The 13,913-nt window shown below is 72.1% G+C and carries 13 protein-coding genes; 7 read left to right on the forward strand and 6 right to left on the reverse strand.

The window, feature by feature from the left end; translation table 11 throughout:
• Positions 1-602 precede the first annotated feature (602 nt).
• Positions 603-1,061 carry an endonuclease domain-containing protein gene (locus AC1DP0_RS07515; RefSeq protein ID WP_478083316.1) on the forward strand — a complete coding sequence of 153 codons (459 nt, stop codon included), beginning with the start codon at positions 603-605 and terminating at the stop codon, positions 1,059-1,061.
• Positions 1,062-1,133: 72 nt separating this feature from the next.
• Here AC1DP0_RS07515 and AC1DP0_RS07520 read toward each other — a convergent pair whose 3' ends face one another.
• Positions 1,134-2,726, reverse strand: a complete 1,593-nt coding sequence (locus AC1DP0_RS07520) for an acyl-CoA mutase large subunit family protein (RefSeq protein ID WP_478083317.1) — start codon at positions 2,724-2,726, stop codon at positions 1,134-1,136.
• A 255-nt stretch (positions 2,727-2,981) separates the two neighbouring features.
• A complete protein-coding gene (locus AC1DP0_RS07525) occupies positions 2,982-3,479 on the reverse strand; it encodes a GbsR/MarR family transcriptional regulator (protein ID WP_478083318.1) in 498 nt (165 codons plus the stop codon).
• Between the two features lie 87 nt (positions 3,480-3,566).
• Between AC1DP0_RS07525 and AC1DP0_RS07530 the strand changes: the two genes are divergently transcribed.
• The 4 genes from AC1DP0_RS07530 to AC1DP0_RS07545 all read left to right on the forward strand — a co-directional run bounded on the left by AC1DP0_RS07530 (position 3,567) and on the right by AC1DP0_RS07545 (position 8,129).
• Positions 3,567-4,472 carry an ABC transporter ATP-binding protein gene (locus AC1DP0_RS07530; RefSeq protein WP_478083319.1) on the forward strand — a complete coding sequence of 302 codons (906 nt, stop codon included), beginning with the start codon at positions 3,567-3,569 and terminating at the stop codon, positions 4,470-4,472.
• Positions 4,469-6,121 carry an ABC transporter permease gene (locus AC1DP0_RS07535; protein WP_478083320.1) on the forward strand — a complete coding sequence of 551 codons (1,653 nt, stop codon included), beginning with the start codon at positions 4,469-4,471 and terminating at the stop codon, positions 6,119-6,121. Before AC1DP0_RS07530 ends, AC1DP0_RS07535 begins: the two co-directional genes overlap by 4 nt.
• A gap of 49 nt (positions 6,122-6,170) precedes the next feature.
• Complete coding sequence (locus AC1DP0_RS07540) at positions 6,171-7,259, forward strand: mannose-1-phosphate guanylyltransferase (RefSeq protein ID WP_478083321.1); 1,089 nt, start codon at positions 6,171-6,173, stop codon at positions 7,257-7,259.
• Positions 7,260-7,325: 66 nt separating this feature from the next.
• Complete coding sequence (locus AC1DP0_RS07545) at positions 7,326-8,129, forward strand: GNAT family N-acetyltransferase (protein WP_478083323.1); 804 nt, start codon at positions 7,326-7,328, stop codon at positions 8,127-8,129.
• 37 nt (positions 8,130-8,166) lie between these two features.
• Here the strand turns inward: AC1DP0_RS07545 and AC1DP0_RS07550 are convergent, their stop codons facing one another.
• The 3 genes from AC1DP0_RS07550 to AC1DP0_RS07560 form a co-directional block, all read right to left on the reverse strand.
• Positions 8,167-8,805 carry a dTDP-4-dehydrorhamnose 3,5-epimerase family protein gene (locus AC1DP0_RS07550; protein ID WP_478083324.1) on the reverse strand — a complete coding sequence of 213 codons (639 nt, stop codon included), beginning with the start codon at positions 8,803-8,805 and terminating at the stop codon, positions 8,167-8,169.
• On the reverse strand, positions 8,805-9,683 hold the full coding sequence (gene rfbA / locus AC1DP0_RS07555) for a glucose-1-phosphate thymidylyltransferase RfbA (RefSeq protein ID WP_478083325.1): 879 nt from the start codon (positions 9,681-9,683) through the stop codon (positions 8,805-8,807). The genes AC1DP0_RS07550 and rfbA overlap by 1 nt, the downstream gene beginning before the upstream one ends.
• 76 nt (positions 9,684-9,759) lie before the next feature.
• Positions 9,760-11,100: a UDP-glucose dehydrogenase family protein gene (locus AC1DP0_RS07560; protein ID WP_478083326.1), complete on the reverse strand. Its 1,341-nt coding sequence runs from the start codon at positions 11,098-11,100 to the stop codon at positions 9,760-9,762.
• A gap of 120 nt (positions 11,101-11,220) precedes the next feature.
• Here AC1DP0_RS07560 and rfbB point away from each other — a divergent pair, with 120 nt between their 5' ends.
• Positions 11,221-12,240, forward strand: a complete 1,020-nt coding sequence (gene rfbB / locus AC1DP0_RS07565; protein ID WP_478083327.1) for a dTDP-glucose 4,6-dehydratase — start codon at positions 11,221-11,223, stop codon at positions 12,238-12,240.
• Complete coding sequence (rfbD, locus tag AC1DP0_RS07570) at positions 12,237-13,109, forward strand: dTDP-4-dehydrorhamnose reductase (RefSeq protein ID WP_478083328.1); 873 nt, start codon at positions 12,237-12,239, stop codon at positions 13,107-13,109. The genes rfbB and rfbD overlap by 4 nt, the downstream gene beginning before the upstream one ends.
• Before the next feature lie 30 nt (positions 13,110-13,139).
• On the opposite strand, the gene AC1DP0_RS07575 is transcribed toward rfbD, so the two are convergent.
• Positions 13,140-13,913, reverse strand: a 774-nt coding sequence (locus tag AC1DP0_RS07575) for an SDR family oxidoreductase (protein WP_478083330.1), incomplete at its 5' end; no start/stop codon positions are given.

Raw genomic sequence — 13,913 nt, forward strand, 5'->3', positions numbered from 1 at the left:
GCCCCTGCGCCGGGCGGACCGGCCGGATCGAGTCACCGAAAGTGGCCTAGAGACACGTKTTCGGGTCTCGCTCCGGCCGGACGACCCCTGTGGACAACGCGGGCGGCCCCCAGACCGCCGCTGCCAGCATCGGTCCATGCGCGCGGTCAAGGCACTCGTCCGGCTCGGAGGCACGGCCACCCGGCGGCAGCTACGGCTCGCCGTGGTGCACTGGCGTCACATCGACGCCGCGCTCGACGCAGGGCTCATCCGGCGCACGTCGCACGGCCACTACTGTCTCGCCGGCGCGAACGCCGCCCAGGCTGCTGCCCACCGGCTCAGCGGCGCGGCCTCCCACACCACTGCCGCGCTGCACTGGGGCTGGAAGGTGCGGCTCGCATCCGCCGACCCGCACGTGACGGTCCGGGCCAAGCGCAGCCTGCCGAGCGGCGCGTCGGACGGTGTCATCCTGCACTGGCGCGACCTCGACGCCGACGACGTCGCCGACGGGTGGGTCACGACCCCCGTGCGGACGGTCATCGACTGCTGCCTCGACCTACCGTTCGCCGACGCCCTGTCCGTCGCCGACTCGGCACGTCGAGGGGGCCTGCGACCCGTCGACGGTGCTGGCCCGGAGCGCGTGGCTGCCCGTGCGGCAGCGCGACCAGGTCGCTCGCGTGCTCGCCGCCTCCGACGCCCGGGCAACCGGACCCTTCGAGTCGTCGCTCCGGGCCATCGCACTGGGTGTGCCGGGGCTCGTGGTCGAGCCGCAGACACGGATCCGCTACGACGGGTTCTTCGCGCGGGTGGATCTCGCGGACGAGGGTCTCCGGCTGGTGCTGGAGGCGGACAGCCACGAGTTCCACACGGAGCGCAAGGCGTTCGACCGCGACTGCCGCCGCTACAACGGTCTCGTGACGCGCGACTGGCTCGTGCTCCGGTTCACGTGGGAGCAGGTCATGTTCGAGCCGGATGTGGTGCGTTCCGCCATCGAGGATCTCGTCGCGCTGCGCCGGTCGCAGGGCGTGCGCCGCCTCCGAACGGGACGACTAACCGGATCGAAGCCGCGAAAGGCGTCCTGAGGCGCGTTTCCCGGGTTCGATCCGGCCGGTCGGCCCGGCAGGGAGGCCGGGCACACGGCATACGGCCTCGTGTCAGAAGGTCTCGCGGGGCTGGTAGGTGCCCCAGACCTCGCGCAGCGCGTGCGCGACCTCGCCTCCGGTGGCGCGCGCGGCGAGCGCCTCCTTCATCGGGTAGAGCAGGTTGTCGGTGCCGCGGGCCGCTTCCTGGAGGCGGCCGAGCGCTGCCTTGACGGCGTCGTTGTCGCGGTCGGCGCGCAGCGCCTCGAGGCGCGCGCGCTGGTCCGCCTCGATCGTCGGGTCGACGCGGAGCGGCTCGTAGTGGTCCTCCTGGTCGAGGACGAAGCGGTTGACGCCGACGACAGTGCGCTCGCCGTTGTCGATCTCGAGCTGGACCCGGTACGCGGAGCGCTCGATCTCGCTCTTCTGGAAGCCCTGCTCGATGGCCGCGACGGCGCCACCCTTGTCCTCGACGGCCCGGATCAGCGCGAGCGCCGCCGCCTCGATCTCGTCGGTCATCGACTCGACGACGTATGAACCGGCAAACGGGTCAACGGTTTTCGTCACGTCGGTCTCGTAGGCGATGACCTGCTGCGTGCGGAGTGCGAGGCGCGCGGCCTTCTCCGTCGGCAGCGCGATGGCCTCGTCGAAGGAGTTGGTGTGGAGCGACTGCGTGCCCCCCAGCACCGCGCCGAGACCTTGCAGCGCGACGCGGACGAGGTTGACCTCGGGCTGCTGCGCCGTCAGCTGCACGCCGGCGGTCTGGGTGTGGAAGCGCAGCATCATCGACTTCGGATCCTGGGCGCCGAACTCCTCCTTCATGATTCGCGCCCAGATGCGACGGGCCGCGCGGAACTTCGCGACCTCCTCGATGAGGGTCGTGCGCGCGACGAAGAAGAAGGAGAGGCGCGGCGCGAAGTCGTCGACGTGCAGCCCGGCGGCCTGCGCGGCGCGGACGTACTCCATCGCGTTGGCTATGGTAAAGGCGATCTCCTGCACGGGCGTCGCCCCGGCCTCGGCCATGTGGTAGCCGCTGATGGAGATGGTGTTCCAGCGTGGCATCTCCTTGCGGCAGTAGGCAAAGATGTCGGCGATGAGGCGCAGGGACTCGCGCGGCGGGTAGATGTAGGTGCCGCGCGCGATGTACTCCTTGAGCACGTCGTTCTGGATCGTGCCGGTCAGCTGGTCACCGCCGACGCCCTGCTCCTCCGCGACGAGCTGGTAGAGCAGGAGCAGCGTCGAGCCGGGCGCGTTGATCGTCATCGACGTCGAGATCTTGTCGAGCGGGAGCCCGTCGAAGAGGGTCCGCATGTCGTCGAGGCTGTCGATGGCGACGCCGACCTTGCCGACCTCGCCGTGCGCGATGGCCTCGTCGGAGTCGTAGCCCATCTGCGTCGGCAGGTCGAAGGCGACCGAGAGGCCACCGGTGCCGGCCTTGACGAGCTGGTGGTAGCGCTGGTTGCTCTCCTTGGCGGTGCCGAAGCCGGCGTACTGCCGCATCGTCCACGGCCGCCCGGTGTACATCGACGGGTAGACACCACGCGTGAACGGGTAGCTGCCGGGCGCGCCGAGCTTGCTGTCCGCGTCGAAGCCGGCCAGGGCCGACGCGTCGTAGACGGGCTCGATGGGCAGGTCGGACTCGGAGCGCGCACCAGTGCTGTCAGCCATGCTGCCGAGCGTATCGGCGCGGGGGTCGGTCGCCGCCGTCCGGTCGCCGAACGTTGCCGATCTCACGTCACCGAGGGCGAATGCCGTGAGCCCGGGTCCCGACAAGACGTGGCCTCTCGACGGTTGGGAGGCAGCCAGACGTGGCCCCTCGACGGGTGGGAGGCGGCCAAACGTGGCCTTTCGACGGTGGGGAGGCGGCCAGAGGTGGCCACTCGACGGTGAAAGGGAGGGGCGGGGGTGAGGTGGGTGGGGCAGTCAGGCGTCGGCGGGCCAGGTGGCGGCGATCTGGGCGCGGCGCTCCTCCCAGCTGGCGTGCACGCCGGCCATCTCGCGCGTCACGTGGTCGAGGAACTCGACCGACAGGGCGAGCCGGCGTCCGGCGGCGCTCCCGACTCCCCCGACGGCGTCGAGCCCGGCCCGGACCGAGGACTCCATCTGCGCGAGCAGCCGGTCGCGGCTCAGCATCGCCTCGTGCCACGCGTCGAGGTGCACGACGTAGACGTCGCGCCGCGAGCCGCGCTCGCGCTCCTTGCCGATGAGGTGGGTCTGGGTGAGGTACTGGACCGCGCCGGACACGGCAGCGGGGCTCACGTCGAGCGCCTCGGTGAGCTCGAGGGCCGTCATCCGACCGTCGGCGTCGGCGAGCAGCTGGGCGAAGACGCGGGCCGCGAGGCGCGGCATACCGGCCTCGGTGAGGACGTTGCCGAACCTCTCGACGTAGGCAGCGACCGCGCGTTCGTCGCGTTCGGTCATGGGGCGGCTCCTTCGGTCTCCGGGACTGTCACCCTATCGATCCGTCATATCATTCAGTAAACCGTGAATCTTGTGTACCGTCGATACATGACATCCGCGATCCAGGTGCAGGGGCTGCACAAGAGCTTCGGTCGCACGGTCGCCCTCGACGGGCTCGACCTCGACGTGGCGACCGGCGAGATCCACGGCTTCCTCGGGCCCAACGGCGCCGGCAAGTCGACGACCCTGCGCATCCTGCTCGGTCTCCTGCGCTCCGACGGCGGCACCGCCACCCTCCTCGGCGGCGACCCGTGGCGCGAGGTCGAGTCGCTGCACCGGCGCCTCGCCTACGTGCCCGGCGACGTCGCCCTGTGGCCCAACCTCACGGGCGGCGAGGTCATCGACATCCTCGCCCGGCTGCGCGGGGGCGTCGACGAGCAGCGCCGCGCCTCGATGATCGAGCGCTTCGACCTCGACCCGACGAAGAAGGGCCGCTCGTACTCCAAGGGCAACCGGCAGAAGGTGGCCCTCGTCGCGGCCCTGTCCTCCGACGTCGAGCTGCTCCTGCTCGACGAGCCGACTTCGGGCCTCGACCCGCTCATGGAGGCGGTCTTCCGCGAGGTCGTCCGCGAGTTCCGGGAGGCCGGTGGCACGGTGCTCCTGTCGAGCCACATCCTCTCCGAGGTGGAGCACCTCTGCGACCGGGTCAGCATCATCCGCGAGGGCCGCAACGTCGAGTCCGGCACCCTGACCCAGCTGCGCCACCTGTCCCGGACGACGGTCCGCGCGACGCTCGCCCATGCCATCGACGCGGCGCAGGTCGAGGCCGTGCCCGGGGTCGCCGACGTCACGGTGTCCGGCGACCAGGTGATGTGCACGGTAGGCAGCGACGACCTCGGGCGCCTGCTCGAACTGCTCGGCTCGCACGGGATCACGGCCCTGACCAGCGCTCCCCCGACGCTCGAGGAGCTCTTCATGGAGCAGTACCGCTCGACCCCGGCGGCAGCGACATGACCACCGTCACCGCGCCGGCGCGCCCACCCGCCCGCCCGGCCCCGCTCCGAGCCAGCGCCGGCCTCACCGGGACGATGTCGCTGCTGCGCCTCGCGGCCCGCCGCGACCGGGTGCTCGTGCCGGTCAGCGCCTTCGGCCTCGCCGCCTTCGTCGCGGTGTCGGCGAAGGCGACCTTCGAGCTCTTCCCCGACCTCGGGGCAGCCCAGGAGGCGATGGCACCGACCCTGTCCAACCCGGCGCTCGTCGCCATGTACGGCCCCATCTCGAGCCTCGGCATCGACTCGATCGCGACGTTCAAGTCGGTGCTCCTCGGCGGCGTCTTCCTCGCCCTGCTCGCCTACGTCGTCGTCCGGCGCCACACCCGAACCGAGGAGGAGGCAGGGCGGCTCGAGCTGCTCGGCGCCGGCGTCGTCGGCAGGCGGGCGGCGCTGACGGCGGCCGTGCTGCTCGGCACGTTCGCCGTGCTGCTCACCGTGGCCCTCACCGTCGTGTGGTCCATCGCCGTCGGGCTCCACCCGGCCGGCTCGGTCGCTCTCGGCGTCACCTGGCTCGTCATCGGCCTCTCGTGGGTCGGCGTCACGGCCGTCGCGGCCCAGCTGACCTCAAGCACCCGCGGCACGGCGGGGTGGTCGCTCGGAGCGCTGGCCGTCGCATTCCTCGTGCGCGCCGTCGGCGACACCGCGGCCGCGGACAGCCCGGCGCGGTTCCTCTCCTGGATCTCGCCGCTCGGCTGGGGCGTCAAGGTCTCGCCCTTCGGCGAGAACCGTTACTGGATCGTGGTGCTCGGCCTCGCGCTCTACGCCGCCCTCGTCGTTGTCGCCTTCGCTCTGCTCGACCGACGCGACCTGGGGGCCGGGGTGCTGCCCAGCAGGGCCGGACACGAGCGCAGCACGATCGCCTCGCCGGGGGCCCTCACCCGGCGGCTCGCCCGCGCCACGCTCGTCGGCTGGGTCGTCGCCTACGTGGTGCTCGGCGTCGTCCTCGGGTCGATCGCGCGAAGCGTCGCGACCTTCGTCGACTCCCCCCAGGTCGCCGACATGCTCAAGGCCCTCGGCGGTGACGCCGGGTCCGTCATCGACCTCTACTTCGCCACCGAGCTTCACTTCGCGGCCATCGGTGCGTCCGCCCTGGCCATCGCGCTCATCACGCGGATGCACACCGAGGAGACGACGACGCATCTCGAGGCCATCCTGGCGACGCCGGTGAGGCGGGTCGCGTGGGCGCTCGGCCACGTCGTCCTCGCGGGCCTCGCCTCGGCGCTCGTCCTGCTCGTCGGTGCCACGGTGGCCGGCCTCGTCCACGGAGCCGACGTGGGCGACATCGGCGGGACCGTGGGTCGCCTCACGGGCGCGGCGATCTCGGCACTGCCGGCCGTCTGGGTGGTCATGGCCGTCGCGATGCTGCTCTACGGCGCCCTTCCCCGCTTCACCGGACTGGCGTGGGCCGCCCTGATCGTCTTCCTCCTGCTCGGCGAGTTCGGTGACCTGCTCAAGCTGCCCGGCTGGCTCGTCGACCTCTCGCCGTTCACGCACCTGCCCGCGCTGCCGGGCGGCACGCTGGAGTGGACGCCGCTCGTCGGGCTGACCCTCGTCGCCGCCGTCGTCGGCGCCGCCGGCCTCGCCGCCCTGCGACGACGAGACATCGGCTGACGGGTCGTCGACGCCGTCGCGCCGTCCCGAACTGGATACGGTGTGGCCCATGACAGGCATCCCCGGTTTCTGGGCCGTGATCCCCGCAGGCGGCTCCGGCACCCGGCTGTGGCCGATCTCCCGGCGTCACTCCCCCAAGTTCCTCCACGACCTGACCGGCTCCGGCCAGTCGCTGCTGCGCGCGACGTGGGACCGGCTCGAGCCGCTCGTCGGCGAGCGGATCCTCGTCGTGACCGGCGTCGCCCACGAGGAGGCCGTCCGCCGTCAGCTCCCGATGCTCGGCTACGACGCCGTCATCGGTGAGCCCTCGCCCCGCGACTCGATGCCGGCCATCGGCCTCGCCGCGGCCGTCCTCGAGCGCCGCGACCCGGAGGCCGTCCTGGGCTCCTTCGCCGCCGACCACGTCATCACCGAGCCCGACAACTTCCGGCGCGCCGTCGGCGAAGCGGTCGTCCTCGCGCGGCGCGGCGAGCTCGTGACGATCGGCATCGACCCGACCGGGCCGGCGACCGGCTACGGCTACATCCGGCTCGGCGAGCCGCTCGACGTCGTCGGTGCGCCGAGCGCCCACCGCGTCGACGAGTTCGTCGAGAAGCCCGACCTGGAGACGGCGACCCGCTACCTCGACAGCGGTGAATACCGTTGGAACGCAGGCATGTTCGTCGTCGGCGCGACGACCCTGCTCGAGCTGCTCTCCGAGAAGCACGCCGACATGGTCGAGAGCCTGCGCACCATCGCTGCCGACCCCCGCCGGATGCCGGACCTGTGGCCGTCGCTGCAGAAGATCGCCATCGACCACGCCGTCGCCGAGCCCGCCGCGGCAGCAGGCCGCGTCGCCGTCGTGCCCGCCGCCCTGGGCTGGGACGACGTGGGCGACTTCGCCTCCCTCACCCGGCTCGCCCCCGTGTCGGGCTCACTGCCCGGCATCACCGCCCTCGGCCCCACCGACGACATCATCAGCATCGACTCGCGGGCCACGGTCGCGGCCGGCGGCCGACTCGTCGCCCTCATCGGGGTGGAGGACCTCGTCGTCATCGACACGCAGGACGCCCTGCTCATCACCCGCCCCGACCGGGTCCAGGAGGTCAAGCAGGTCGTCGAGACCCTGATCGCCCGGGGCCGCACCGACCTCACCTGATCCGCCGAGTCCCCGGATCAGGCGAAAGCCCGTCCCCCGAGCGCCAGCACGGTCGACAGTGGTGGCATGACCTCGATGCTGCCCGAGGAGGGTGAGCACCTCGCGACCGGCTGGGAGGACGACCTCGCCCCGACCGACTCGCTCGTCCGACAGGCCGTCCTCGCGCACGTCTCCTGGGCCCGGGCCCTGACGACCGCAGCGCGCGGCACCTTCGCCGAGGGCCCGGACTGGTGCGCCGGCCGCGGCGGCGGCCCGTCGGCCCTGCACAACTGGGCGATCGTCACGCGCCCACCGCGGGACTGGGCGCAGACCGTGGGAGCCATCGCGACGGCATACCCCGACGGTGTCGCGGCACTCGTCATCAGCCCCTTCCCGACGCCGGACCTGACCCGGCACGGCCTCGGGCTCGTCGGGCACCCGCCGCTGATGTTCCGCCCGACGGCCACCGCCACGACGACCCCCGCCACACCGCTCGACGTCCGGGAGGCGACGACGGGCGAGCAGCTCCGGGACGCCGAGAGGGTGCTCGTCGAGGGCTACCCGATGCCCGACATGGCCGACCTGCCACCCGGCGACTTCTACCGCCCCGAGGTCGTGGCCGGCCCGACCAAGGTCTTCGTCGGCTACGACGGTGGGACCCCGGTCGCCACCGCGGCCGCGCACTCGGCCGCCGGCGTCAACGTGGTCGAGAACGTCGCCGTGCTCTCGAGCGCCCGCGGCCACGGCGCCGGCGCCGCGCTCACGTGGGCAGCGACGACCGCGTGGGCCGGACAGCCCGCGGTTCTCATCGCCAGCGACGACGGCCAGCCCGTCTACGAGCGGCTCGGCTACCTGCGCCTCGAGCGCTGGACCTGCTGGCTTCGTCCCTGAGCCCGCACCCAGGGTGTATGCCGTCTGCCCAGCGGGGTCAGCGACCTCTCGCCGGCGCCTGGCTCTCCTGGCTCGACTGGCTCGCCTGGCTCGCCTGGAAGTCGAGGCACGCGGCATAGGAGGGCAGCAGGCCCGACTCCTCGGCAGCGGCGAGTGTCGGCGCGGCGGAGTCCTTGGGCGACAGGAGCGGCTCGATGCCGTCGGGCAGCACGAGCCCCACCGCAGGGTCGAGCGGGTTGATGCCGTGCTCGGCCTCGGGGTTGTAGGCCGCCGAACACAGGTAGTGCGCGGTGGTGCCGTCCTCGAGGGCGCAGAACGCGTGGCCGAGACCCTCGGAGAGGTAGACGGCGCGCCGGTCCACCGCGTCGAGCAGCACCGAGTCCCACTGCCCGAAGGTCGGTGAGCCGACGCGCAGGTCGACGACGTAGTCGATGAGCGAGCCCGACACGGCGGTGACGTACTTCGCCTGCCCGACCGGCACGTCGGCGAAGTGGATCCCCCGCACCGTGCCGCGGGCAGACACCGAGACGTTGGTCTGCACCACGTCGAGCCGGTGCCCGACGACCTCGGCGAGGTGATCGCCGCGGAACGACTCGAGGAACACGCCGCGCCCGTCGGGGAACTGGCGCGGCGTGATCTCCCAGGCACCGGAGATCCTCAGGTGGCGGATGTCCATCAGCGTCGTTCCCGTCCTTCGGCGATGAGGGAGTGCAGGTAGACGCCGTAGCCGCTCTTGACCTGGTCTTCGGCGTGCACCGCGAGCTGCTCGTCGGTGAGCCAGCCCTGACGCCAGGCGATCTCCTCGACGCACCCGATCTTCTGACCCTGCCGCGCCTCGACGACGTGGACGAACTGGCTGGCCTCGATGAGGCCCTCGAAGGTGCCGGTGTCGAACCAGGCCGTCCCGCGGGGCAGGACGCTCACGGTGAGGTCGCCGCGGCGCAGGTACGCGTCGTTGACGGCGGTGATCTCCAGCTCGCCCCGGGCGCTCGGCGTCAGGCCACGGGCGATCTCGACGACGTCGTTGTCATAGAAGTACAGGCCGGGCACCGCATAGCTCGACCTCGGCTTCTCCGGCTTCTCCTCGATGGACAGCACCCTCCCGTCGCCGTCGAACTCGACCACGCCGTAGGCCGTCGGGTCCGCGACGCGATAGGCGAAGACGTGCCCGCCGACCACGTCGGTGTTGTCCTGCAGCCGCGTGCCGAGGCCGGGGCCGAAGAAGATGTTGTCGCCCAGCACGAGGGCCACGCTGTCCTCGCCGATGAAGTCGGCGCCGAGGATGAAGGCCTGCGCCAGGCCGTCGGGGCTCGCCTGCACGGCATACGTGATGCTGATCCCCCACTGCGAGCCGTCGCCGAGGAGACGCTCGAACTGCTCCGCGTCGGCGGGCGTGGTGATGACGAGCACCTCGCTGATGCCGGCCATCATCAGCGTCGAGAGCGGGTAGTAGACCATCGGCTTGTCGTAGACGGGCATCAGCTGCTTGCTGATGCCGCGGGTGATCGGGTGAAGCCGGCTGCCGGTGCCCCCGGCGAGGATGATGCCCTTCATGGTCGCCAGCGTAGGGGACGGTGCCGCCCGGGCCTCGAGCGCGCACCGCAGGTGTCCATGAGCGCCATTCCGCGCGTCACCAGGTCGAGGCGGTGCGCCCCATCCCCCGGTAGCCCCAGCCGGCGTCGGCCCAGGCCCGCGGGTCGAGGGCATTGCGACCGTCGATGATGCGCGGCGTCCGCACGAGCGAACGGGTTCGGGCGGGATCGAGGGCGACGTACTCGGGCCACTCGGTGAGCAGCATGACGATGTCGGCGCCGATGAGCGCCTCGTCGGCTGTGTCGACGACGTGCAGGTCGGGCCGCATCGCCCGGACGGGCGTGGCGCCGGCGGGGTCGGTCGCGACGACGGTGGCACCGCGTCCCCAGAGCCGTCCGGCGATGTCGAGGGCGGGCGAGTCGCGCACGTCGTCGCTGTCGGGCTTGAAGGTGAGGCCGAGCACCGCCACCTTGACCCCGACGAGGCGACCGCCGGCCATCTCGGCGGCGACGTCAACGGCGTGGTCGCGCCGACGCAGGTTGATCGAGTCGACCTCGCGGAGGAAGGTCAGCGACTGGTCGACGCCGAGCTCGCCGGCGCGGGCCATGAACGCGCGGATGTCCTTCGGGAGGCAGCCGCCGCCGAAGCCGATGCCGGCGCGAAGGAACTTGTGGCCGATGCGCTCGTCGTGCCCGATCGCCTCGGCCAGGCGCGCGACGTCGCCGCCGGTGGCGTCGCACAGCTCGGCCATCGAGTTGATGAACGAGATCTTCGTGGCGAGGAAGGAGTTGGCAGCGACCTTGACGAGCTCGGCCGTGGGGTAGTTGACCACCAGTCGCGGCGTGCCCCGCTCCAGGATGGGCGCATAGACCCGGTCGAGGGCGGCCCGGCCGATCTCGCCGCGCTCCCGGTCCTCGGGAAGGCCGTAGACGATCCGGTCGGGGGCTGTCGTGTCCTGCACGGCGAAGCCCTCGCGGAGGAACTCCGGGTTCCACACCACGACCGCGTCGAGGTCTGCGCCGGCCACCCGGTCGGCGATCGCCTGCGCGGTGCCCACTGGCACCGTCGACTTGCCGACGATGACGGCCGGGCCGCCGTCGGGCACCTTGGCGTGCTCCAGCACGGTGTCCACGGCCGACCAGACGTAGGTCATGTCTGCGGCATAGCTCTTGGCCCGTTGCGGGGTGCCGACGGCGATGAAGTGCAGGTCGCACTCGGTGATGGCGCTGGGATCAGTCGTGAAGGTCAGCCGCCCCGAGGCGAGCGCCTCGGTGAGAACCTCCTCGAAGCCGGGCTCGTGGAAAGGCGCCACCCCCCTGCCGAGCCGRTCGACCTTGGCGGCGTCGACGTCGAGGCCCACCACGTCGTGGCCGAGCCCCGCCATGCACGCAGCGTGAACCGCGCCCAGATAGCCACAGCCGATCACCGAGATATGCACGAGCGGCAGCATACGGAACACGGCCACGGGGCCGGTTGGCCCGCCGTGGCCGCCCCGCGGCGTCCCCGCGGCGTCCCCGCGGGAATCCCGACCGGTGAGAGGTTCGGTAGGCTCCGCGCCATGCGTCTTCTCGTCACGGGTGGGGCCGGTTTCATCGGCTCGAACTTCGTCCTCCGCACCCGCCGGACCCGGCCCGACTGGTCGATCACCGTGCTCGACTCGATGTCGTATGCCGCCAACCGGGCCTCGCTCGATCCCGTCCTCGGTGACGGGGCTGGGGAAGGGGCTGGTGACGTGCGTCTCGTGGTCGGGTCGGTGGCCGACGCGGCCGTCGTCGACCCGCTCGTGGCCGACTGCGACGTCGTCGTGCACTTCGCGGCCGAGTCGCACAACGACAACAGCCTCGACAGCCCGTGGCCCTTCGTCGAGAGCAACGTCGTCGGCACCTTCACCCTGCTCGAGGCGATCCGCAAGCACGGCAAGCGGCTGCACCACATCTCCACCGACGAGGTCTACGGCGACCTCGAGCTCGACGACCCGCAGCGCTTCACCGAGGCCACCCCGGTCAACCCCTCGAGCCCCTACTCGGCGACCAAGGCCGGCGCCGACCTGCTCGTCCGCGCGTGGATCCGCTCGTTCGGCCTCAACGCGACAGTGTCGAACTGCTCGAACAACTACGGCCCGCGCCAGCACGTCGAGAAGTTCATCCCCCGCCAGATCACCAACATCCTCCAAGGCACCAAGCCCAAGCTCTACGGCTCCGGGCTCAACGTCCGCGACTGGATCCATGTCGATGACCACAACGACGCCGTCATCGCGATCCTCGAGCAGGGACGTCTCGGCGAGACCTACCTCATCGGCGCCGACGGCGAGCGCAACAACCTCGAGATCGTGCAGCTGCTGCTCGAGCTGACGGGCCAGCCCGCCGACTGGTTCGAACACGTCAACGACCGTCCCGGTCACGACCTGCGCTACGCCATCGACTCCTCCAAGCTGCGCGCCGAGACCGACTGGCGCCCCCGCTACAGCGACATCCGCGCTGGCCTCGAAGCGACCGTCGCGTGGTACCGCGACAACGAGGCGTGGTGGCAGACCGCCAAGGAGGAGGCCGAGCACACCTACGCCAGGCTGGGCCGGTGAGCCCCGTCGCAGGCGACGCGCTGCGGGTCATCGTCACCGGCGCCGGCGGCATGCTCGCCCACGACCTCGCCCCCGCGCTGCGCGCGGCCGGGCACGTCGTCACCCTGATGGACCGCGGCGACCTCGACGTCACCGACCCGTCCGAGTGCCTGGCCGGCGTCGAGGGGCACGACCTCGTCGTCAACTGCGCCGCGTGGACCGCGGTCGACGCCGCCGAGACCGACGAGGCCGGCGCCTTCGCCGTCAACGCCGTCGGCGCCGCCAACCTCGCCCGGGCCGCAGCACGGGCAGGGGCCCGCATGGTGCAGATCTCGACCGACTACGTCTTCGACGGCGACGCCCGCGAGCCGTATCCCGTCGACCACCCCATCGCCCCCGGCTCGGCCTACGGCCGCACCAAGGCCGCCGGCGAGTGGGCCGTGCAGGCCCTGTGCCCCGAGTCGTGGATCATCCGCACCGCGTGGCTCTACGGCGCGGGCGGTGGCAACTTCGTCAAGACGATGCTGCGCCTCGCCGCCGAGCGCGAAACGCTGACGGTCGTCGACGACCAGGTCGGACAGCCGACGTGGACCGTCGACCTGGCCGACCTCATCGTCCGGCTCGTCGCCGCACCGGCCTCCTACGGCGTGCACCACGGCACCGCGTCAGGGCGCACGACGTGGCGCGGCCTGGCCCAGGCCGTCTTCGAGGAGCGGGGCCTCGACCCCGAGCGGGTGCAGCCGACGACGAGCCAGGCCCTGGGGCTGCCGGCCCCGAGGCCCTCGTGGAGCGTGCTGTCGCACGACTCGCTCGAGCGCGCCGGCGTCACCCCCATCGGCGACTGGCGAGCCTCCCTCACGACCTATCTGGCGGGCGGCGCGCCGGCCTGACCCGCCGGGGGCGTATGCCGTCCGCCTGGYTCAGGCGCCCCGCGCGGGCTGCTCGGTCGCGTCCAGGACGAAGTCCCAGAACTGCGCGACCTGCTGGGGCGTCTCGATGCCGACGGGCGCGTAGTGCGTCGGGCGCCGGCGCCGGTCGTGCCAGAAGCCGCCGGTGCCGATGGGGTCGGCGGTGCCGGTGAGCCACACGGCGGTGTCGGCGCCCGAGTCGGCGTCGCGCAGCAGCGGCCCGGTGACGGCGGCGAAGCGGGGCAGCGAGTCGGTGATGCCCGGGGTGTCGGCCCAGCCGGGGTGCATCGAGTGGACGCGGATGCCGTCGAGCTCCAGGTCGCGGGCCCAGAGCTCGGTGAGGACGAGCTGCATGCGCTTGGTCCGGGCATAGGCCGTGACCCCGGAGTAGTCGCCCGCCGTGTACTCGGGATCATCGGCGTCGAGGCGCTGGCCGTAGGCACCGCCCGACGTCACGAGGACGACGCGACCGCCGGCGAGCGCCTTGCGCAGGCCGTAGGTCAGCACGTGCGGGCCGAGCACGTGCGTGGCGAGGGCCAGCTCGTGCCCCTCCGGCGTGACCGTGCGCTTCGGTGGCATGACGCCGGCGTTGTGCACGACGGCGTGCAGGCGCGGCACCTGCGCGGAGAGCTCTCGGGCGAACTCCGCCGTCGCCGCGAGGTCGCTGACGTCCGCGACGTGGGCCGTCACCTCGGCGAGGGGCTGCTCCTCGGCCAGCAGGGAGCGCGCGTCGTCGAGCCGCGAGGCGTCGCGGCCGGTGATGTGCACCGCGGCGCCGAGCCGGGC

The organism is Terrabacter sp. P5_B1 (genome assembly GCF_056400505.1).